Annotated in this window: 23 protein-coding genes; 14 read left to right on the forward strand and 9 right to left on the reverse strand. The window is 69.6% G+C overall.

The annotated features are described in order from the left end of the window. Positions 1-17: 17 nt before the first annotated feature. A complete protein-coding gene (locus tag ACFXI3_RS21065) occupies positions 18-533 on the reverse strand; it encodes a DUF1877 family protein (RefSeq protein WP_378401447.1) in 516 nt (171 codons plus the stop codon). Between the two features lie 82 nt (positions 534-615). Further along, positions 616-1,665: an LLM class F420-dependent oxidoreductase gene (locus ACFXI3_RS21070; protein WP_378401449.1), complete on the reverse strand. Its 1,050-nt coding sequence runs from the start codon at positions 1,663-1,665 to the stop codon at positions 616-618. Positions 1,666-1,833: 168 nt separating this feature from the next. Here ACFXI3_RS21070 and ACFXI3_RS21075 point away from each other — a divergent pair, with 168 nt between their 5' ends. Beyond that, a complete protein-coding gene (locus tag ACFXI3_RS21075) occupies positions 1,834-2,250 on the forward strand; it encodes a VOC family protein (RefSeq protein WP_378401451.1) in 417 nt (138 codons plus the stop codon). Positions 2,251-2,254: 4 nt separating this feature from the next. On the opposite strand, the gene ACFXI3_RS21080 is transcribed toward ACFXI3_RS21075, so the two are convergent. Beyond that, complete coding sequence (locus ACFXI3_RS21080) at positions 2,255-2,755, reverse strand: MarR family winged helix-turn-helix transcriptional regulator (RefSeq protein ID WP_378401453.1); 501 nt, start codon at positions 2,753-2,755, stop codon at positions 2,255-2,257. Between the two features lie 68 nt (positions 2,756-2,823). Between ACFXI3_RS21080 and ACFXI3_RS21085 the strand changes: the two genes are divergently transcribed. Then, positions 2,824-4,242, forward strand: coding sequence for an FAD-dependent monooxygenase (locus ACFXI3_RS21085; RefSeq protein ID WP_378401455.1), 1,419 nt, complete (start codon positions 2,824-2,826; stop codon positions 4,240-4,242). On the opposite strand, the gene ACFXI3_RS21090 is transcribed toward ACFXI3_RS21085, so the two are convergent. Genes ACFXI3_RS21090 through ACFXI3_RS21105 form a run of 4 tightly spaced genes read right to left on the reverse strand, consistent with a single transcriptional unit; the run spans position 4,239 to position 7,568 of the window. Beyond that, positions 4,239-5,714: an FAD-binding oxidoreductase gene (locus ACFXI3_RS21090; RefSeq protein ID WP_378401457.1), complete on the reverse strand. Its 1,476-nt coding sequence runs from the start codon at positions 5,712-5,714 to the stop codon at positions 4,239-4,241. The two genes, ACFXI3_RS21085 and ACFXI3_RS21090, sit on opposite strands and share 4 nt — an antisense overlap. A 52-nt stretch (positions 5,715-5,766) precedes the next feature. Next, positions 5,767-5,952 (reverse strand): tautomerase family protein, encoded by a 186-nt coding sequence (locus ACFXI3_RS21095; RefSeq protein ID WP_344276987.1) that lies wholly within the window; start codon positions 5,950-5,952, stop codon positions 5,767-5,769. Next, positions 5,912-7,114: a Cmx/CmrA family chloramphenicol efflux MFS transporter gene (locus tag ACFXI3_RS21100; protein ID WP_378401459.1), complete on the reverse strand. Its 1,203-nt coding sequence runs from the start codon at positions 7,112-7,114 to the stop codon at positions 5,912-5,914. The genes ACFXI3_RS21095 and ACFXI3_RS21100 overlap by 41 nt, the downstream gene beginning before the upstream one ends. A 28-nt stretch (positions 7,115-7,142) precedes the next feature. Continuing rightward, complete coding sequence (locus ACFXI3_RS21105; protein ID WP_378401461.1) at positions 7,143-7,568, reverse strand: heme-binding protein; 426 nt, start codon at positions 7,566-7,568, stop codon at positions 7,143-7,145. Between the two features lie 286 nt (positions 7,569-7,854). Between ACFXI3_RS21105 and ACFXI3_RS21110 the strand changes: the two genes are divergently transcribed. The 9 genes from ACFXI3_RS21110 (at position 7,855) to ACFXI3_RS21150 (ending at position 16,532) form a co-directional block, all read left to right on the forward strand. Next, a complete protein-coding gene (locus ACFXI3_RS21110) occupies positions 7,855-8,439 on the forward strand; it encodes a TetR/AcrR family transcriptional regulator (RefSeq protein ID WP_378401463.1) in 585 nt (194 codons plus the stop codon). A 522-nt stretch (positions 8,440-8,961) separates the two neighbouring features. Next, complete coding sequence (locus ACFXI3_RS21115; RefSeq protein ID WP_378401464.1) at positions 8,962-9,762, forward strand: cupin domain-containing protein; 801 nt, start codon at positions 8,962-8,964, stop codon at positions 9,760-9,762. A gap of 2 nt (positions 9,763-9,764) precedes the next feature. Further along, positions 9,765-11,558 (forward strand): asparagine synthase (glutamine-hydrolyzing), encoded by a 1,794-nt coding sequence (asnB, locus tag ACFXI3_RS21120; RefSeq protein ID WP_378401466.1) that lies wholly within the window; start codon positions 9,765-9,767, stop codon positions 11,556-11,558. Next, positions 11,558-12,598 carry a PrpF domain-containing protein gene (locus ACFXI3_RS21125; protein ID WP_378401468.1) on the forward strand — a complete coding sequence of 347 codons (1,041 nt, stop codon included), beginning with the start codon at positions 11,558-11,560 and terminating at the stop codon, positions 12,596-12,598. Before asnB ends, ACFXI3_RS21125 begins: the two co-directional genes overlap by 1 nt. Next, the gene (locus ACFXI3_RS21130; protein ID WP_378401470.1) at positions 12,580-13,707 is read left to right on the forward strand and encodes an acyl-CoA dehydrogenase family protein; all 1,128 of its coding nucleotides are present in this window, start codon (positions 12,580-12,582) and stop codon (positions 13,705-13,707) included. Before ACFXI3_RS21125 ends, ACFXI3_RS21130 begins: the two co-directional genes overlap by 19 nt. Next, positions 13,704-15,092, forward strand: a complete 1,389-nt coding sequence (locus ACFXI3_RS21135; RefSeq protein ID WP_378401472.1) for a dihydroorotase family protein — start codon at positions 13,704-13,706, stop codon at positions 15,090-15,092. Before ACFXI3_RS21130 ends, ACFXI3_RS21135 begins: the two co-directional genes overlap by 4 nt. After that, positions 15,089-15,571 (forward strand): flavin reductase family protein, encoded by a 483-nt coding sequence (locus ACFXI3_RS21140; protein ID WP_378401474.1) that lies wholly within the window; start codon positions 15,089-15,091, stop codon positions 15,569-15,571. Before ACFXI3_RS21135 ends, ACFXI3_RS21140 begins: the two co-directional genes overlap by 4 nt. A gap of 19 nt (positions 15,572-15,590) precedes the next feature. Continuing rightward, entirely contained in the window at positions 15,591-16,043 is a 453-nt protein-coding gene (locus tag ACFXI3_RS21145) for a luciferase family protein (protein WP_378401476.1), read from the forward strand. A 60-nt stretch (positions 16,044-16,103) separates the two neighbouring features. Then, entirely contained in the window at positions 16,104-16,532 is a 429-nt protein-coding gene (locus tag ACFXI3_RS21150) for a hypothetical protein (RefSeq protein WP_378401478.1), read from the forward strand. A gap of 62 nt (positions 16,533-16,594) precedes the next feature. On the opposite strand, the gene pdxS is transcribed toward ACFXI3_RS21150, so the two are convergent. Next, positions 16,595-17,506: a pyridoxal 5'-phosphate synthase lyase subunit PdxS gene (pdxS, locus tag ACFXI3_RS21155; protein WP_344276953.1), complete on the reverse strand. Its 912-nt coding sequence runs from the start codon at positions 17,504-17,506 to the stop codon at positions 16,595-16,597. A 412-nt stretch (positions 17,507-17,918) separates the two neighbouring features. Between pdxS and pdxT the strand changes: the two genes are divergently transcribed. The 3 genes from pdxT (at position 17,919) to ACFXI3_RS21170 (ending at position 20,050) form a co-directional block, all read left to right on the forward strand. Then, the gene (gene pdxT, locus ACFXI3_RS21160) at positions 17,919-18,554 is read left to right on the forward strand and encodes a pyridoxal 5'-phosphate synthase glutaminase subunit PdxT (RefSeq protein ID WP_344276950.1); all 636 of its coding nucleotides are present in this window, start codon (positions 17,919-17,921) and stop codon (positions 18,552-18,554) included. Positions 18,555-18,614: 60 nt separating this feature from the next. Continuing rightward, the gene (locus ACFXI3_RS21165; protein WP_116204315.1) at positions 18,615-19,370 is read left to right on the forward strand and encodes a YebC/PmpR family DNA-binding transcriptional regulator; all 756 of its coding nucleotides are present in this window, start codon (positions 18,615-18,617) and stop codon (positions 19,368-19,370) included. 158 nt (positions 19,371-19,528) lie between these two features. After that, the gene (locus ACFXI3_RS21170) at positions 19,529-20,050 is read left to right on the forward strand and encodes a DUF4262 domain-containing protein (protein WP_344276943.1); all 522 of its coding nucleotides are present in this window, start codon (positions 19,529-19,531) and stop codon (positions 20,048-20,050) included. 9 nt (positions 20,051-20,059) lie between these two features. Here the strand turns inward: ACFXI3_RS21170 and ACFXI3_RS21175 are convergent, their stop codons facing one another. Further along, positions 20,060-20,503 carry a cupin domain-containing protein gene (locus ACFXI3_RS21175; RefSeq protein ID WP_378401481.1) on the reverse strand — a complete coding sequence of 148 codons (444 nt, stop codon included), beginning with the start codon at positions 20,501-20,503 and terminating at the stop codon, positions 20,060-20,062. Positions 20,504-20,548 lie beyond the last annotated feature (45 nt).

The following is a 20,548-nucleotide window of genomic DNA, read 5'->3' on the forward strand; positions in this document are numbered from 1 at the left end:
GGTTTCGGCCGGAAGGTTCAGTCCCACCACAGCACGACGGCGAGCTGGCGACGCGCGGCTTCCTCGTAGAAGTCGCGCAGGATGGTGTGCTGCTCGGCCAGATACCCGGCCAGATCACCGCGCACCTCGAGTGCGGTCGGGCTCAGTTTCGCCTCGATCTGCTCCGGGTCCGATGGCACGACGGCGTGCACAGCTTCCGGGGTCAGGGAACGCAACGCTTCGGCGACAGCCTTGACCTCAGGCGGCTCCAGTGCGGTCACCGGGTGGTCAATGATCCCGTAGGGATAGTCGCGGTAGGCCGGATTGACTTCCTCGTCGCCGTCGAATCCACGCCGCAGCAAGGCGAAGGTCCGCTCGTCGGCTCCGGCCATCGCCCAGGCCCGTTTCAGGATGACCGGCCACCAGTTCAGATCGAGGTAGGCCTCGTCCGGAGCCGCGGTGAAGGAGCAGAGTGCGTCCAGCGCGTCCGCCGACTCCCGGCAAGCGGCGAGTTGCGCGGCGGGGATTCGGGCGAGCTGCTGGGTGACAGCCATGCCGTCCAGTATGTCAAGGCTCGGCCGCGCGTCGGAAGGCATGCGCTGTGGCAACGCATCCCAGCGTTGTGTCCACTGTGGATCAGTCGCCGACACCAGACGCGTCAAGGGCTTCCGCGGCGACTCGCAGAGCGCGCTTGCTGGCTTCCGGATCGGGATGAGTGGGGGAGAGCGCAAGAGTGGTGACGCCGCTCTCGGCGAGCGCCTGCATCCGGTCGGCGATGCGCTGTTTCGGGCCGAGAAGCGAGGTCTTGTCGAGGAATTCCGTCGGGATGGCGGCCATCGCGCCGGCGTAGTCCATGGTCAGGTACCGCTCGCGGACCTCGTCGGCGGCGGCCTCGTATCCCATCCTGGCCATGAGGTCGCGGTAGAAGTTGTTCTCGCGGCTGCCCGCTCCGCCGACGAATCCGGCGACGTAGGGGCGGGCGTGGTCGGCCGCCTCCAGCCAGTCGTCGCCGACGGCGAGCGGGGCGGTGGTCGCGACGTCGAATCCGTCGAGAGTGGTGCCGGCTTTCTCGCGGCCGGCGCGGATCCGGTCCAGGGACTCGTGGCTGTGCTCGGGGGAGAAGAACAGGCCGAGCCAGCCGTCGGCGATTTCGCCGGTGAGTTCCAGGTTCTGCGGGCCGAGGGCGGCGAGGTAGAGCGGGATGTGCTCGCGGGCGGGCGGCACGGCCAGCGGCAGCGCCTTGCCGGGGCCGCCGGGCAGCGGGAGCTGGAAGTGCGCGCCGTCGTGCCGGACCCGTTCGTAGCGCAGCGCTTTGCCCACGATGTCGACGTATTCGCGGGTCCGCTGCACTGGTTTCCGGAACGGGACGCCGTACCAGCCCTCGGACACCTGCGGCCCGGAAACCCCGAGCCCGAGCCGGAACCTGCCGCCGGAGAGGTTGTCCAGGGTCGCTGCGGTCATCGCGGTCATGGTCGGGCGGCGGGCCGGGATCTGCAGGATGGCGCTGCCGAGGTCGACGCGTTCGGTGCGCGCGGCGAGCCAGCCCAGCACGGTCGCGGCGTCCGAGCCGTAGGCCTCGGCCACCCACACGACGGAGAACCCGAGCCGGTCGGCCTCCTGGGCGAGCTGGAGGTTCGTCGCATCGTTGCCGGCGCCCCAATAACCGATGTTGAGTCCTATTTTCATGCGGCCGACGTTACTGCTGGTAATTGAAAGGACACCGGTGGTTCCCGGGGTTCAGGGGGCGCGATAGGGGTTGCCCCGAGTCCACAGTGGACTTCCGCGAATACGCGACACAGGGTGTCGTGATTCGCCTGAGAGGCTCGGCTTCCGCCTCGAACCAAGGAGTATCGGATGGGATCTCAGCTCACCCCGTGCCTCGCCTTCGCCGGAAACGCCAGGCAGGCGATGGAGTTCTACCGGGAAGTCCTCGGCGGCGAACTGGACCTGGGCACCTACGGCGATTTCGGCTCTCCGGAGGCTCCCGGCGGCGACACGGACCAGATCATGCACTCCGTGCTCAGGACGCCGGACGGCTGCACGGTGATGGCGTGGGACGTGCCGGAGCGGGTGTCCTTCCAGCCGGGCAACAACGTCGCGCTGTTCCTCGGGGGCGACGACGGCAAACTCCGGGGCTGCTTCGAGAAGCTGTCCGCTGGCGGCACCGTGACGTTGCCGCTGGAGAAACAGTCCTGGGGCGACGAGGCCGGTTCGCTCGTGGACAAGTTCGGGATCACGTGGATGGTCGACATCGCCCAGCGGCAATCCTGAGCGCTCAGTCCGGAATCTCGCCCATCGAACGGCACAGCCTGCGCAGCAGATCGGCCAGTTCGCGCTGGTCCTCGCCGCTCAAACCGCTCACCAGCTTCTCCTGCTCGGCCAGTTCCACGGCGACCGCCTCGTCGGCGAGGGCCAGCCCGGCCGGAGTGAGCCGGATCAGCGCGGTGCGGCGGTTCGCCGGGTTTTGCTTGCGGTCGACCAGACCCGCGGCCACCAGCCGGTCCAGCCTGCTGGTCATGGTGCTGTTGCCGGCCAGCATCCAGCGCGCGATCTCGGACAGGGTCAGCTCGTACGGCGCCCCCGCGCGCCGCAGAGTGGCGAGGATGTCCAGGTCCGCGTGGAGAACGCCGTAGTCCTTCAGGGTTTCGTCGAGGCGGCGGGTCACCCGGCGCGCGATCCGCGTCAGGCGGGCCAGCACCGACAGCGGGGCCGGGTCGAGGTCCGGGCGTTGCGCGCGCCATTGGTCCAGGACGTCGTCGACGAAGTCACGCTCCATCTTCGTACTATACAATGACGGACATTACGACCTCGTACCTTTCGGCTCCGCAGCGAAGGAGAGGGAAGATGCCCGGAGTGATCGTCGTCGGCGGCGGGCCGGTCGGCATGCTGCTGGCCACCGAACTCGGCAGGCACGGTGTACCCGTGACAGTCGTCGAGAAACTCACTGCCACGCATGACGAACCACGTGCGGGGACTTTGCACGCGCGTACCGCACAGTCGTTGCTGCGCCGTGGCTATCTGCCCGTGCCGCCCCGGCGCGACCCGCGCGCGATCGTCGAGACTCCGTTCCACTTCGGCGGCCGTCCGGTGCTGACGCTGGAATCGCCCGCGCTCGAAGGCGCGCCGATGGTCGGGCAAGCGCAGTCCGACATCGAGCGCTTTTTCGAGGCGCAGGCCCGTTCGCTTGGCGTCACGATCCTGCGCGGCCGCCGGGTGACCGGGGTCCGGGACGACGGCGAGCAGGTCAGCGTCTCCACCGACCACGGCGAACTCACCGCCGACTACGTCGTGGGCTGCGACGGCGCCCGCAGCATCGTCCGCGAAGAGGCGGGGTTCACCGGGACGACCCACCCGGCCACGTTCGCCGGGCTTCTCGGCCTGGCCAGGCTCGGCGACCCCGCGCGGGTGCCCGGCGGCTGGACGCAGGGCCCGACCGGCTGGACGCTGATCAACGTCAACCCGGCCGGGCAGAGCAGGATCCTCACCCACGAGTTCACCGAGCCGCTCCCGGAACGCGGCGCCTCGGCAGGTCTCGAGGATCTTCGGGCGGCCGCCTCGCGCATCCTCGGCCACGACGTGCCGATGTCCGACGCGACGTTCGTCGGCCGGTTCAGCGACTTCACGCGCCTGGCCGACTCCTACCGCCGCGGCAGGCTCTTCCTTGCCGGCGACGCGGCCCACGTGCACGCCCCGCTCGGCGGGCAGGGGCTCAACCTCGGCCTGCAGGACGCGTTCAATCTCGGCTGGAAGCTCGCGATGGTCGTCGCGGGCACGGCACCGGACGCACTGCTGGACACCTACCACGCGGAACGGCATCCGGTCGCCGAAGCCGTCATCGAGAACACCCGTGCGCAAGCGGCGCTGATGCGGCCGGGGCCGGAGTTCGAACCGCTGCGCGCGCTGGTCGCCGACCTGCTGTCCACTTCGGACGGCAACCGGCTGCTCAGCGACCGGGTCAGCGCGCAGGGAGTGCGCTACGGCGACGGCCGCGGCAGGACAGGGGAGTTCCTGCCGAACTTCCCGCTCGGCGAGCGCTCGGTCGCGGAACTGCTGCATCCGGGCCGCCCGGTGCTGTTGCTCGGTCCTGGTGCTGCCGGTGCCGAAGACGTGGCGGCGAAGTGGAAAGACGGCGTTGACGTTGTTGCGCACGACGAGGACCTCGGCGAACCGGCGATTCTGCTGCGCCCGGACGGATACGTCGCGTGGGCTGGACCGGACTCAGGGCTCGCCGCCGCCCTCGCCGGGTGGTTCGGCCCGCGCTAGGCAGGCCGGACCGACTGGCGGTGCCGGAACACGTCCTCCGGGTCCCACTGCGTCTTCGCCCGCCGCAGCCGCGCGTAATTGTCCTTGAAGTACAAGTCGTGCCAAGGAACCCCGGACGTGTTCCAGTCCGGATCGGACAGATCGGCGTCCGGATAGTTGATATAACACCCGTCGGCGACCTCGCCCGGCACCGGCACCCCGCCGGTCTCCGTGTACATCGCGCGGTAGAAGTCCCGCACCCAGCCGATATTCGCCGCATCCGCGTCCACTGTGGACCAGAAGGCCTGGTACAGCAGCTTGAACGTGCTGTCGCGCTGGGCCACCGCGGTCGCGGCCGGGTCGACCGCGGAAATCGCGCCGCCGTAGGAAAACGCGACCAGCATGGTCTCCGGGTTCGTCACGTCCGGCCGGGTCAGATACTCGTAGGCGGTCCGCAGCTGCGACTCCGGCAGAGTGCTCCGGACGTAAGCCGACTTGTGCTCGGCGCGCAAGGTCGGGTCGGCGAGCACCGGAGTGTTCGTGCCGAGGAGCCGCGTCGCCCGCAGCCAGGTGAGCCGTCGCGGAGGGGCGAGTCCGGGCATCGGGCCGAATTCGCCAGCCTGCGCGAACCCGGTCGCCGCCAGATCGCCGAGGACGCTCGAGAGGTACTCGTCGAGCACCCGGTCCGCGTCCGGTGCGCCGGCGTCGATCTGCGCCACCAAGCCGACCGTCCCGTTGCAGCGGTGGTTCAGCATCAGCAGGCTCGACAGCGCCGCGCCCGGCGAGTCCGGCGCACGGTGCTCATGGTGCCAGCGCGCGTAACCGCCGAGCAGCCGGGCGAACCGCCGTTCGTCGAGCTCGGCCCACGGCACCGACAAGGCCGCGACGAGCACTTCGGACGGCGGCCGGACGAGCGGCGCACGGAACAGGAACCGTGTCACCACGCCGAACGAGCCGCCGCCACCCCCAGTGTGCGCCCAGAAGAGATCGGCCTCCGGACCGGAAGAATCGCGGGTGACCACGATCGTCCGGCCGTCGGCGAGCACGACCTCGACGCCGTGCAGGTGGTCGACGGTGAGGCCGTCCCGCCGCGACAGCAGGCCGTAGCCGCCGCCGGTGACGTGGCCTCCGGCGCCGACCGAATAGCAGATCCCGCCCGGGATCGTCACGCCCCAGCCGCGGTACAGCCGTTCGTAGACGTCCTGCAGCCGCGCCCCGGCTCCGACGGAGTAGAGGCCGTCCGCGTAGTCCACTTCGGACAGTTCGCTGAGATCGAGGATTTCGTCGACCCCCTCGTGGTGGACGAAATCCTCGAAGCAGTGCCCGCCGCTGCGGATCGAGAGCCGTCCGCTCGCGCCGGAGACCGCTGAAGCGACCTCGTCGGCGGTGCGCGGCAGGTGCACCGCCGCCGGTTTCGCGGTGTAGCGCTGGTTGACTCCGGCGGTGAAATCCGGGTAGCGCGGGTCTTCCGGCCCGATCGCGCGTCCGGTCATGGCTCCTCCCGGAAGGGGAAGGCCGGGGCGGGCAGCCCGCCCCGGCCTCCGTTCAGAGGTCTCCGGCGAGCTTCCCGCCGAGGCCCCAGTGGTCCTTTTCGACGTCGGTGATGATGACCGTGACCGCGGCTTCGGGGCATTTCGCGAGCCTCGAAACGGTGCCCGTCACTTCCTCGACGAGCTCGCGGCGTTCGGCCTCACCGGCTCCCTTCCACCAGTTCACGTGCACGACCGGCATCGTCGTTCACCTCCTTTCCTGTGCGGCGGTCCAGGCCCACCGCGCCGAGCGCGACGACCAGCGACGCCACGGCCAGCCCGGCGCCGATCCAGCTCGGGGAAAGCAGCCCGGCTCCCGCGCTGAGGCCGACGCCGCCGAGCCACGGGCCGAGCGCGTTGCCGACGTTGAACGCCGAAATGTTGCTTGTGCTCGCCAGCGTCGGCGCGCCTTCGGTCTCGTTCATCACGCGGGTCTGCAGCGCCGGGTTGATCAGGAAGCTGCCGATCCCGAACAGGAACAGCGTCGCGATCATGGCCGGTTTACTATGCGCAGTAAGGGAAAACGCACCGAGCATCACCGCGAGCAGCAGCAGGCCCGCGCACAGCGTGCCCATCAGCGAACGGTCGGCGAGCTTGCCGCCGAGCACGCTGCCGAGGAACGTGCCGAAGCCGAACAGCGCCAGCAGCGGAGGCACCATTCCGGCGGAGAACCCGGTGAGGTCGGTCAGCAACGGCGCGATGTAGGTGTAGGCGGTGTAGAGCGCCGCCTGGCTGAGCGTGGTCGTGCCCAGCGCCAGCCACACCTTGGGATTGCGGAACGCGGCCAGTTCGTGGCGCAGGCCGAGGTGGCCCGCCCGCGGCTGGTGCGGCACCAGCGCGAGGACGCCGATCAGGTCGATCACGCCGAGGATCGCGACCGCGAGGAAGGTCGCGCGCCAGCCGAAGTGCTGGCCGACGAACGTGCCGAGCGGAACCCCGGCGATGGTGGCGATGGTCAGGCCGCCGAACATGATCGCGATGGCCCGGGCGCGCTTGCCCGGTTCGACCAGGTTCGACGCCACCACCGCGCCGATGCCGAAGAACGAGCCGTGCGCGACGGCGGTGACCACGCGCGCGGCCATCAGCACGCCGAACGACGGCGCGGCGGCGGCGAGCACCTCGCCCGCGATGAACACCACGAGCAGCGCGACGAGCGCCGTCTTGCGCGGCACCTTGGTGGTCGCGGCGGTGATCAGCGGAGCGCCGATGACGACGCCGACCGCGAACAGCGAGATGAGCAGCCCGGCCTGCGGCAGGGAGACGCCGAACGCGCCGGACAGTTCCGGCAGCAGGCCGGCGATCATGAACTCGGTCGTGCCCAGGCTGAACACCGTCAGTCCGAGCACGAACAGGGCGATGGGCATCGTGACTCCCGGAGGGTTCGGGCGATGATCAGGATTCGAGCGCCGACAGTCCGGCCTCGGCGATCTTGACGTCGTCGGTCCAATGCGCGCCGGAGACGCCGATCGCGCCGGCCAGTTCGCCGTCGACCATGATCGGGAGGCCGCCGCCCATGCCGACCAGGCGGTCGATCGCCGTGGGCGCGGCGGTCCGCAGCACCGGGTCGGCGTCGAGCACCTCGGACCACTTCTCCGTCGGCATCGCCGAGGACGCCGCGGTGTAGGCCTTGTCCTGCGCGACCTGCACGGCGTTGAGCTTCGCGCCGTCCTGGCGCAGGAACGCCTTCAGGTTTCCGCCTTCGTCCACCACCGCGACGGCGAACCGCTTGTCGGTCGCCTTCGCGGCCTCGTCGGCGGCGCGGACGATCTGCCAGGCCAATTCGTCGCTGACGGACGACCGGCGCTGCACGTGAGGCATGAGAACTCTCCTTGTCTGGCGAGTGCGGTTTTCTCTTCGGTGCCGCCGGCCACAGGAGGGTGCGCACCGGGACCGGTCGCACACGGACCGCATCCGGCGGTCGCTTCGACGGTACCAAATCTGGAACGATCGGCAAATAATAGTTAAGTCAAAAGCCTTACCTTCGGCGCTATACCCCTTGTACAGCAAGCGAAACGAGAAATCTGAGGTTCTTATTGTTGACCGATCAGTCCAGATGAAGCGCTCTATTGTTGACCTGTCGTTCCAGCTTCTTTATCCTGGAGGCATGCCCCGAGTTCGCGAGTTCGACACCGACGAGGTGATCCAGAAGGCCATGGAGGTCTTCTGGCGCAAGGGCTACGAAGCCACCTCGATCCAGGATCTCGCCGAGGCGACCGGGCTCGGCCGCGGTTCGCTCTACGCCGCGTTCGACAGCAAGCACGGCCTCTACGAACGAGCGCTGCAGCGGTACGTCCGGCAGACCACCGACGCCACCCGGGAATCGCTGATGCAGCGGGTGCCGATCCGGCAGGTGATGCGCGATCTGCTGCTCGGCCGGATCGACGACGCGATGAAGGAGCCCGGCCGGCCGGGCTGCCTGCTCGTCATGGCGATCACCGAGCGGGTGCCGCACGACGACGCGGCCAACCGGATCGTGTGCGACGCGATCGCCGCGCTGCAGGATTCCTTCTACGGAACGCTGCACCTGGCCCGCAGCATGGGCGAACTGCCGCAGGGCGCCGATATCCCGGCGTTGTCGAATTTCCTGGTGACGATGATTCAGGGGCTGCGCGTGATGAGTGCGGTCTGCCGCGACAAGACGTTGCTGGCACAGGTTGTCGACACCGCGCTGAACGCTATTCCGGAATAGTTCCATTTCCGCGCCCGGAGGCGATCATCTCAAGGATGGTCGCCTCTTTTTCGTGCCGGAAAGACGGTCGCCGGTTCCGTTGCCGATCATGTTCCGCCATGTCGGAAAGTGTTGGCTCCGTCCTCGGCGGCACGTCGTCTTCACGGGAAATTCCGACTGTCTTGTGTGGTCCTGAGTTGTCAAGTTTCCTTATGCGGCACGAGCTTTCGTGAATTCGCGCTGGTAAGGTCAATGTTCCGTCCCCTTAAACTGTGGCGACGCTCACAGGAAAAATCTGCCCCTTCTTTTCGATTGCCCTCCGGGCACTAGCGGACGCTCCGGTTGCGGCATTTGGCGGAGCGGGAAATGTACTGGATCGATACAGTCAATGACTGCTGCGTAATTTGCGCCAATTCGACCGGCCCGCTGACGGCTTTGCGGCGCGCTGTGCCCGGCTAGTACGGTCGCCACCGGAAGCGAAACGCGGAATCGAATCGCGTTGATCAATTCAGCTTCCGTCACTGGGCAATTATCGGCAACCTGATGGGACATGGGATGCTTGTCGACCACATTCAGGGAACGATCGTCCGCGCCGCGGACTTCGTCTTCTCGCCGTTCGACTGGGGCCGCGTCGCCGAGCCAGTGGGCCCGGCCATGGGGGCGCAACGGGTGACTTTGCTCGTCGTGGAGGTCGCGCCGGGGAAGGCGTGGCGGCTCGGCTGGGCGCTGGAGGAAGAGAACGTCGCGGTCGTCTTCGCGGGCTCCGGCCACGGCGACGTCACCGGGCATCGCACGGAAATCGCCCGCGGTTCGGCCTTGCACTCGCCGACCGGGCGGACGCTCGAACTCGAAGCGGGCGACGACGGCCTGACCGCGTACGTGTGGCGAACCCGCTTGGCGGGCAACGAACCCACCGGCTCCGCGCCGCGGCTCGAAAACGAACTGTGGAACACCGAAACGCAATTGCACGGGTTCAGCGGCACCGGCGAGATCGCCGCCGACGAGAAGACCGCCGTCATGAATTTCCTTTTCTGGCCCGGAACCGGCAGCGCGCGGCTGTGCCTGCACTGCGGGATCCAGGACCCTGGCCAGACTTTCAACGTCCACCAGCACCCGGAGAGCGAAGAGGCGTTCATCGCTTTCGAGGGCGACGGCCAGATGTACCTGATCGACCGCTGGCACGACGTCTCTCCCGGCGACGTGCTGTTCGCCGCCCCCGGCGTGCCGCACGGCACGCGCAATCCGGAATCGGCCGAGGGGCGGTTCGCCACGTGCGGCGGACCGACGCCGTTCGACCCTGTCCTCTACGCCCGTGCGGGCGTATCCGCGGAGGTGAAGCAGTAGTCATGTGCCGGATCTACGGACACTTGGGCGGGAATCTCGCGCACCACCATCTGCGCGCGGTTTCGGCGCTGCAGCGGCACGGCGGCCCGGATGCCCGGTTCAGCGCGGCGGGCGAAGGCTGGGCGCTGGGCAACAACCGGCTGGCCATTGTGGACCTCGACGGCGGCGAGCAGCCTTACCGGCTCGGCCGCGAGATCCAGGTCGTCTTCAACGGCGAGATCTACAACCACGACGTGCTGCGCCGCGATCTGCACGCGGCAGGCTACGTCTTCCACGACCACTGCGACGGCAACGTGCTCCCGGCGCTGTACCACAAGTACGGCCTGGACTTCGTCGACCACCTCGACGGGATGTACGCCATCGCGGTGCTGGACTCCCGCGCCGAGCCGAAGCTCGTGCTCGTCACCGACGACGCGGGCATGAAACCGCTGTACCACCACGAAAACCCGGAACGCCGGGAGCTGTATTTCTCGTCGGAGCTGCCGGCTCTGCTGAGCGTCCCCGGCGTCGGGTGGGAGCAGCGGGACGAGGGGCTCGACAGCTACCTCACCACCAAAACGCCCTTCGGGGAGCGGACGATGTTCGACCGCGTCCGGGTGCTGCCGCGGGCGGCCACCGCCGTCTACACGCGCTCGGGCGGGCTGAAGATCTCGCGGCGCGCGGAAAGCGCGCTCCCGGTCGAGGGAGGCGACCTCGACGAGGCGGGCGGCCGTGTGCGCGACACGCTGCGCGCCGAAACCCGCAGGCTCGCACTGGCCGACGTCCCGATTTCGACGATCACCAGCGGGGGACTGGATTCCAGCCTGGTGACGGCGTTGCTGGCGGAGAAGGTCCCGCACGTGCACGCGTTCAACATCGCCTACACCGGCGACTGGCCGTTCGACGAAAAGGCCTACGCCCGCGAGGTCGCTGCCCGCTGCGGCGCGACGTATCACCAGATCGAAGCGGACCCGGCGACGTTCCCGGACCTGCTCGGCGAAGTCGTGTGGCACCTCGGCCAGCCCAACGCGGACCCGATCACGCTGAGCACCTACCTGTTGTTCCAGGGCGTGCACGACGCCGGGTTCAAGGTGACGCTCTCCGGCGACGCCGCCGACGAGATCTTCGGCGGCTACCGCCGGATCAGCGACGCGGTGGGCGGCGCCGAGGACTGGCCGAACGGATACGTCGAAGCGCTCGCGGCCGTGCCCGCCGCGCTGCGAGACCGGCTGTACACCGACGAATACCGGGACCTGGTGCGGCGCAACGGAACTGAGGCCGACCGGATCGCGCGGCGGCTGCGCGGAGCCGGGCCGGACCGGTTGTCCGCGATCACCGAGTTCGAAGTGGACGAACGCTTGCCCGCCTATCATTTGCGCCGCGTCGACCACTTGAGCATGGCGCATTCGGTCGAGGTGCGACTGCCGTTCTGTCAGCGCTCGGTGACGCGCCTGGCCCGGCGGCTGCCCGCCGAGCAGCGCGTGCGCGGCCGCGAGGTGAAGCGCGCGCTCTACGCGGCTGGCCGGGGCCTCGTGCCGGATTCGGTGCTCGATCGGCCGAAACAGCCGTTCACGCTGCCGATCACCTCGATGCTCGCGGCCGGGCAGCCGTTGCACAGCTACGCCCGAGACATGCTTTCCGGACCGTCGCTCGCCGATCGCGGGCAGCTCGATCCGCAGGCCGTGGCCGGGTTGTTCGACGCGCAGGCCGCCCGGCCCAACGACGAATCGGCGCTGGCCATCTGGTCGCTGCTGATCCACCGGATCTGGAGCGAACAGCTGGTGAGCGGCGGTGCCAGGGAAAGGAGCGCGGCCTGATGCTCGCCCACATCGCCCATGCCCACGGCAGCCCGAGTTCCACGCTGGTGCTGCCCGCCGAGCGGCTGCCGGCGTCCGAGGAGGCGCTCGCCGAAGCGCTGTCCGACGGCGTCGCCTGGCTCGCCGAACACGGCCTCGCCGCGGTCACGAAGATCGCGCTCGTGTCGGTCTCCGAGCATCCGCTGTTCGACCTCGACTACCGGTTCGTGCAGGTCATTCCCGGCGATCCGGCGCGGTTCGAATTCCGCGGCAGCTGCGGCCATTCGGTGCTCTCGTCGGTGGTCGTGGCCAGCAGGCTCGGCTGGATCGGGAGGCTCGCGCCCGAACACCGCGTCCGGGTGCGCGTGCTCAACAACAACGACCACGTGGTGTGCGAGGTCGACGAATGCGTCCGCGACCGGACGACGTTCACCGCGCACTTCCTCAACCACCCCGCGGTGCCGCTCGGCGAACTGCTGCCGTTCGGCGAGACCACCACGGACCTGCCCTTCGACGACGGCGCGATCCGGGTCTCCGCGGTCTCGGTCGGGAACCCGTACCTGTTCCTGTCCGGCCACGACCTCGGCGTCGACACCCCGGAGGAGCTTTTCGCCGCCGGGCAGCCGCTGTTCCGCACGATGAGCGCGATCCGCCGCTCGGCCGCGCGGCAGTACGGCTATCCCGTCGACGGCGCGTTCCCGAAGGTGGCCGCGGTTCTGCCGGACGGCGAGAACGGGCTGGCTGCGCGCGCGGTCTCGGTGCCGTCGTGGCATCCGACGCTCGCGCTCACCGGCGCTGTTTGCCTCGGCGCGGCCCGCCGGATCCGCGGCACCATCCCGTTCCAGCTGGCCGGCGGCGAGACCCGGCGCACCGCGTCGCTGCGCATCCGCACCGCCGGCGGGTGCACCACTTCGGACGCCGCGGTGTCCGGCCACGACCAGGACAGCGAGCTGTCCTGGGTCAGCGTCCCGGAGAAGGCGGTGTCGTTCACCGGCGCGGTGACCATTGATTCGTTCGATCCCCATGCCCTGAAGGAGGATTCGTGTCTGCTGTCGACCTGACCACCCCCGTGCGCCTCGGCGTCGACGAGCTGGTCGACGTACTCGCGGAGCACGCCGCGGCGGCCGACGAAGCCGGTCGTCCGGCTTCCGAGGTGCTGGCCGCGCTGCGGAACTCGCCGCTGCCCGGCCTCGTCGTCCCGCGCCGGTACGGCGGAGCCGGGGCGGACGCCCTGGAAGGCAATCGGATGATCGCGCGGATCGCGCGGCACGACCCGTCCACCGCGATCATCGCGTTCCAGCACCTGGCCGTGTGCAGCCGGATCGCCGAATGGGGCAGCGACGCCCAGCGCGAAGAACTGCTGCCGAAACTCGCGTCCGGCGAGTGGCTGGCCGCGTCCGCGTGGAGCGAATCCGGGGCCGGTGCGGCGAAGAAGAACCTCTCCACGGTCGCCGACGAAATGCCCGACGGCAGCTGGACTGTCAGCGGCGGCAAGGCTTTCACCACTGGCGCCGGGATCACCGACGTCTACCTGGTGCTCGCGCAGAGCACGCCGGTGGGGGAGTCCGACGAAGCCGCGTACGGATCCGGCGGGCAGAGTTTCTTCCTGGTGCCCGCGACCAACCCGGGCATCGAGCCGGACCTGAGCCTGGACCTGGTCGGCATGCGCGCGTCGGCGACCGGGTTCGTGGAACTCAAGGACTGCCGCCTCGGCCCGGAAGCGCTGCTCGGGCCGCGCGACACCGCGAGCACGATCATCGCCGGCGTCCGCCAGTCCGGGGCCACCCTCGGCGCGGTGTCGGCCGGGATCGCCGAAGCCGCGTGGGACCTCGGTTTCCAAGCGGCACAACGGAAATCGCTGCTCGACCTGCAGGCCGTCCGGCACCGTCTGGTGGACCTGCGCGGGCAGGTGGAGTCCGCCCGCGCATTGGTCGAACGGGCCGGCCGCCGCGACGGAGCCGACCCCGGCGAGGTCACGCTGCACAGCAAAATCCACGCCTCGCAGACGGCCGAGGAAGTCGTCGCCGCGATCGCCCGGCTGCTCGGCAGCGCCGGGTACGTGGTGACGAACCCGATCAACCGGATGGCCCGCGACGCCCGCGCCGTCGCGCTGATGGGCCCGACCAACGACCTGAGCCGAGAGCTGGTGAGCCTGCCATGGGCCGCGTGAAGAACTACGACCTCGTCGTCCGGGGCGGCCGGGTGACCGGCCCCGGCGGCGTCCGCCTCGCCGACATCGCCGTCGCCGGCGGGAAAATCGCCGACGTGCTCCCCGCCGGGAGCACCGTGTCCGGCACCGAGGAGATCGACGCCGCCGGGCGGCACGTCCTGCCCGGCCTGATCGATTCCCACGTGCACTTCCGTACTCCGGGCCTGACCGAAAAGGAGGACTGGGCGCACGCGTCGCGCGCGGCGGTGGCGGGCGGCGTCACGACAGTGTTCGACATGCCCAACACGCGCCCGGCGACGTTCACTCCCGCCGACGCCCGTGCCAAGGACGCGGAAATCCGCGGCACCAGCCTGGTCGACTACCGCTTTCACGCGGGCGTCAACCCAGAGGCCGTGGAATCGCTGGAAACATTCGAGCCCGCCGAAGCGCTGACCGCGAAGGCATTCCTCACCGGGCACCACACCGCACCGCACGTGCTGCGCGACCCCGGTCGGCTCGACGAACTGTTCGCCGTCGCGAAACGACAGGGCCTGCGGCTGCTCTTCCACGCCGAGGACGACGACGTCTTCGCGCTCCTCGACCAGTGGCAGGGCGCCCCGGCGACCTACCGCGACTACGAACGGTTCCGGCCGCGCTCGGGCGGGATCGTCGCCGTGGCCAAGCTGATCGAGCTGGCGCGGCGGCACGGCACCGCGGCGCACGTGCTGCACGTGTCCAGCCGGGAGGAGGCCGACCTGCTCACCGCGGCCGGCGCGGCCGGGCTGCCGGTCACCTGGGAGGCCACCGGGCACCACCTGTCCTTCACCGCGGCCGACACCGCCCGGTGCGGTTCGCGCATCCGGCTCAGCCCCGCCATCCGGGAACAAGCCGACCAGGACCGGTTGTGGGACGCGGTGTTCCGCGGCGAAGTGTCCACTGTGGGCAGTGACCACGCACCGCACGCGTTCCCGGACAAGACCGTCGCGGCTCCCGACGCCCCGCCCGGGCTGCCCGGAGTGCAGGAACTTTTCCCCGCCCTGTACACCGGCCTGTGCCGCCGCGCACCCGATGCCACGCCGGACGACCTGCTGCCGATCGTCACCCGCGTGCTAGCCGCCGAACCAGCCCGGCTGTTCGGGATCGCCGACCGCAAGGGCGCGATCGCTCCCGGCCTAGACGCGGACCTGGTGCTGTTCGACCCGGCCGAAAACTGGTCCTTCGGCCCCGGCGACGTCCAAGCGAAATGCGGCTGGACAGCGTATGCGGGCTGGATGTTCACCGGCCGCGTCGCACGCACCATCCGAAGGGGCCGCACGGTCTTCCGCCTGGAACACGGCTTCGGCACCCCCGACGGCGAATGGCTCAAGCCCTCGGCCGTCCCCGCCGCAACTGGTGATGCCCGATGACCGCCGCGCTGCTCGACGAGTTCAAAGACGCGATGTCAGCACTGGCCGGCGGCGTCTGCGTGGTGACCGCCCTCGACGACGACGGCACCCCGCGCGGATACGCCGCGACCTCGGTGACCTCAGTATCGATGCGCCCGCCGCTACTGCTCGTTTGCCAGGCGAAAACATCAAGCTCCTACGATGTTTTCTCCCGCTGCTCACGATTCGGCGTCAACGTCCTGGCCGCGGAGCAAACCGAACTGGCCGCCCTGTTCGCGACACCCGGCGCCGACCGCTTCGGCAGCACCGGCTTCCAACCAGGCGAGCAGGGCACCCTCCTGCATCCCGACGCACTGGCCGCCATCGAATGCCACCGCCGGGAAACGGTGGACGCAGGAGACCACGGCCTCCTGCTAGGAGAGGTCCGCGCAGCCACCACCCGGCCCGGCGACCCCCTCGTCTACCACGGCAGGCGCTACCAGCGCACCCGACCAGTCTGACTCACTCCTTGGAGGACTCATGTTCGACATCCCCGACCGCGACGGCCCGGCCCCGCGCACCCGCGGCCCGATCCCGCACGGCCAGCTCAACCAGATCGCTCCGACGACGCTGCAGGAAGAACTGTGGCAACGGATGCGCTCGCTGGCGGGCGTCTACCTGGCGCCGACGCACGTGCCCTACCCGGAAGCAAGGGCGATCCACCTGGCCCCGGAGTTCGGCACCGGTCCGGACGACGCGTTCATCAAGCGCAGCCGGGAATTCGCCCACCTGCACCCGCAACAGGACGGCAGCCTTCACCTGACGCTCCCGCCGATCGCGAAGAAACTGGTGACCGAGGCGGGGTGGGGTGTGCCGCACCCGATCCAGAACACGCAGCTCGTGTACGGGCCTCGGGACCGGGAAGAGATCGAGGTCGTGTGGCGGGTGGTGCTGGAGTCGTACAGCTATGCCCGGGGGCGGCACAGCGAATGAGCCCTCGGGGTTGATGGCGGACGGCTCGACCAGCCGCGTGCGAGGGGTAAAATCGTTGCCGTGACCGAGTGGACTCCAGCGGTGTACCGCGGAGACGGGGCATGGATCGGCATCATGCCCGGCGGCCTGATCGGCGCAGGCGTTGAACTGGAGGGCCGGGCGACCCTTGAAGCATCCGGGTTCGTGCCGATGTGGCCCTTCCTGGAGCGCGACCTGTCGGCCTGCCTCGGCGAGTTCTCCCGCGCGTGGGAATCTCTCGACGGGGGAGGCGTGTCCGCTCCGGAGAGGCTGATCGAGCTTACCGTCGAGTCGGCCTGGAATTCCGGACGTCCCTACTGGATGCTGCTGGCCGTTCCCTGGGCCGTCGAGATGGCGCGACTGCCGAATTTCGACCGCGAATTCGTCTCGGAGCTGCTCGGCAGGATGGCAAGCTCGGAGATCGCGGACACGGATCTGCGGGATCGAGTCGAGCGAGTTCTTTCGCAATGAACGAACGGCGAGGGCACAGTGCCCTCGCCGTTCGCATCGAAACCTGAATCAGAGCCGAACAATCACCAGCCGCGCTCAGCGAGCCGGTGCGGCTCCGGCACGTCCTCGACGTTGATCCCCACCATCGCCTCCCCGAGCCCGCGCGACACCTTCGCCAGCACATCGGGGTCGTCGTGGAACGTCGTCGCCTTCACGATCGCCTCGGCACGCTGCGCCGGGTTCCCGGACTTGAAGATGCCCGAGCCCACGAACACGCCCTCCGCGCCCAGCTGCATCATCATCGCCGCGTCGGCCGGGGTCGCGATGCCGCCCGCGGTGAAGAGCACCACCGGCAGCTTGCCCGCCTCGGCCACTTCGCGGACCAGTTCGTACGGCGCCTGCAGCTCCTTGGCCGCGACGAACAGCTCGTCCTCGGGCAGGTTCTGCAGGCGGCGGATCTCGCCGCGGATCTTGCGCATGTGCGTGGTCGCGTTCGAGACGTCGCCGGTGCCGGCCTCGCCCTTCGAGCGGATCATCGCCGCGCCCTCGGTGATGCGGCGCAGGGCCTCGCCGAGGTTGGTCGCGCCGCACACGAACGGCACGGTGAACGCCCACTTGTCGATGTGGTTCGCGTAGTCGGCGGGGGTGAGCACCTCGGACTCGTCGATGTAGTCGACGCCGAGCGACTGCAGCACCTGCGCCTCGACGAAGTGGCCGATCCGCGCCTTCGCCATGACCGGGATCGACACCGCTTCGATGATGCCGTCGATCAGGTCCGGGTCGCTCATCCGGGCGACGCCGCCCTGCGCGCGGATGTCCGCGGGGACGCGCTCCAGCGCCATGACCGCGACCGCGCCCGCGTCCTCGGCGATCTTGGCCTGGTCGGCGGTCACGACGTCCATGATGACGCCGCCCTTGAGCATCTCCGCCATGCCGCGCTTCACCTTCGCGGTGCCGGTGACGGTCTGGGGTTCGGCGTTCTGCTGCTGCGACACCTTCGGGCCTTTCTCGGGGGAGCGGAAGCGTTCTTCCCCTTCAGCGTAAGTCGGCGGTGGACCGCTGAGCCAGGCCATTGCACGGGTATCTCGGAAGGCCACTTCCCTCGGCGGAAGATCCACTTGGGCTCGGTCACTTTTCCGCCGGGGAGCGTTGACCTGGGGCTTCCGGATCGGCCTACCATGGAAGACGGGTCCGGGCCGGGAACGGCAGAATGGACCGGTGCCGGTGGAGACCACCTTCGAGGTGGCCACTGGCGACAGATTTCAGCAGTCCACTTCGCCTCGGTTCAGGATCGGCCGGCGGAGCGCTCCCCGGGTGGGCGGCGGCCCCGGTGGTGCCCGCCTGACCTGCCCGGTTGCGCTCCGGACGGTCCCCCTAAGCTGATGCGAACGTCTCACGGGAGGTCGGGTGGCGACAGCTACGGGAGCACGGCCGGCGGTCGGCGTGCTCGCCCTGCAAGGCGCCGTGCGCGAGCACGTCGCGATGCTGGAAAGCGCGGGCGCCCGCGCGGTTCCGGTGCGCCGCCCCGCCGAGCTGTCCGGAATAGCCGGCCTGGTGCTGCCCGGCGGGGAGTCCACCACGATGTCTCGGCTGCTCGAGACCTTCGAGCTGCTCGAACCGCTGCGCGAGGCGATCGCGGGCGGCCTGCCCGCCTTCGGCTCGTGCGCCGGGATGATCCTGCTGGCCCGCCAGGTGCTCGACGGGCGCCCGGACCAGCAGCAGCTCGGCGGCCTCGACGTGGTCGTGCGGCGCAACGCGTTCGGCAGGCAGGTCGACTCCTTCGAGGCCGACCTCCCGTTCGCCGGCGTGCCCGGCGGACCGCTGCACGCGGTGTTCATCCGGGCCCCGTGGGTCGAGAAGGCGGGAGACGGCGTCGAGGTGCTGGCCACCGTGCCCGACCCGGAGGACCCGCCGGACGGGCCCAGGGCGGATAGGATCGTCGCCGTCCGGCAGGGGGCGGTGGTGGCCACGGCGTTCCACCCGGAGATCACCCGGGACGAGCGCGTGCACCGGCTGTTCGTCGAGCTCGTGCGGAAAGCCTGAGCAAAGGATTGCGGCGGCCGCGCCGGGAGGCACGCGGCCGCGGGAACAGATGGAGGAAAGATGAGCGGCCACTCCAAGTGGGCCACGACGAAGCACAAGAAGGCGAACCTCGACGCCAAGCGGGGCAAGCTCTTCGCGCGGCTGATCAAGAACATCGAGGTCGCCGCCCGCACCGGGACCGGGGGAGGGGACCCGGACGGCAACCCCACGCTGTACGACGCGATCCAGAAGGCGAAGAAGAACTCCGTCCCGCAGGACAACATCGAGCGCGCGCGCAAGCGCGGCGCCGGCGAGGAAGCGGGCGGCGCCGACTGGCAGAACATCACGTACGAGGGCTACGGCCCGAACGGCGTGGCGGTGCTGATCGAGTGCCTCACCGACAACAAGAACCGCGCCGCGATGGAGGTCCGGACCGCGCTCACGCGCAACAACGGCTCGCTCGCCGACCCGGGCTCGGTCGCCTACATGTTCAACCGCAAGGGCGTCGTGATCATGCCCAAGGCGGACGCGACCGAGGACGACGTCCTGATGGCGGTCCTCGACGCGGGCGCCGAGGAGGTCAACGACCTCGACGAGAGCTTCGAGATCGTCTCCGAGGGCGGCGACCTGGTGCCGGTGCGCAAGGCGCTGCAGGAGGCCGGGTTCGAGTACGAATCGGCCGAGCTGACCTTCCTGCCGTCGGTGAGCGTGCCGCTCGACGTCGACGGCGCGAAGAAGGTCTTCAAGCTGATCGACGCGCTCGAGGACTGCGACGACGTGCAGAACGTGTACGCCAACTTCGACGTGTCCGATGAGGTCATGGCCGCGGTGGACTGATCCAATCGCCCGCGACACGGCCGCGCCCCCGGCACTCCGGGGGCGCGGCCGTTTTCGCGTGAATTTCCCTTGGTGCGCAAGGGAAAGCGCGAAAATCCTTGGGACGGCGGGAAAATGACCGGCGCGGGGACTGGGCTCGGGCGCGCGGGTGGGGCAGAATGTCGGCCGTGACGACCTCCGCGCTCACCGAGCAAGAGCAGAGCCTCATCGCCTGGATCGAAACCCAGGCGAGGGAACGAGGGAACGCGGTCATCGCCGTGCCCGCCGACGACCAGGGCGCGGGCTACTGCTTCACCGCGTGCGCGTGGGCGCTGCACAACGTGCCCGAGGCGGTCGTGATCGGCCTGCCCGACCACATGGCCCCGGTGCTGCTCGACGCGTACGTCGACCGGTCCGCCAACGGCGAGATCTTCGAGGTCGGCAAACGCTACGACGATTTCTTCGACGGCGCGCCGGTGATCTTCGAGCGCGTCGCGAAAGGCCACTACCCGGAGTACTTCGGGTCCGCGTTCCTCGTCTACCCGGACGGCGACTTCCCGGCGCTGCAGATGATCGTCGCGACGCCGGAGGGGTACTTCCCGTGGCATGCCGACGCGCCCGAGGGCTTCGCCGAATGGCAGCCGGTCCTCACCGAGAGCGGCGACCCGGAGAGCTGGACTCCCGGCGTCGACGGTCCCTGACCTGCCCGATCAACCCAGCGCGGCCAGGTCGTCGCCGGCGTCCGGGAACTGGGCGGCCAGCGTCGCCGGATCCGCGAATTCCACGCAGTCGTCGGTATAAGGCGGCATCACCACGGTGCCGAGCAGGCTCCACGCGCCCAACGGCACTGTCGCTTGCCACGTCCCGGCAGGCACGACCACCTGCGGACGTTCCCCGGCGGCCACGTCGCTGCCCAGCACTGGACGCGTCACCTCGCCGCCGGGATGCAGCAGGAGCATCCGCGCAGGTGATCCCGCGTGGTGCACGAACACCTCGACGCGGTCGAGGCGGTGCGGCGCGGAGATCTCGGGCGCGGTGAGCAGGTAATAGATCGCCGACCCCTCGTCCGCGCGCCAGCTCTGCGCGAACCGGCCGCCCTCCACCGGCAGCGGCTCCAGGCCCAGGTGCGCGACGTAGTCCTCCGGTCCCGGCATGCCTCCATCGTGCTCGCGCACAAGGGTCGCCCGCCAGGTGTGACC

Source organism: Amycolatopsis sp. NPDC059235 (assembly GCF_042754125.1).
Lineage (GTDB): Bacteria > Actinomycetota > Actinomycetes > Mycobacteriales > Pseudonocardiaceae > Amycolatopsis > Amycolatopsis albidoflava.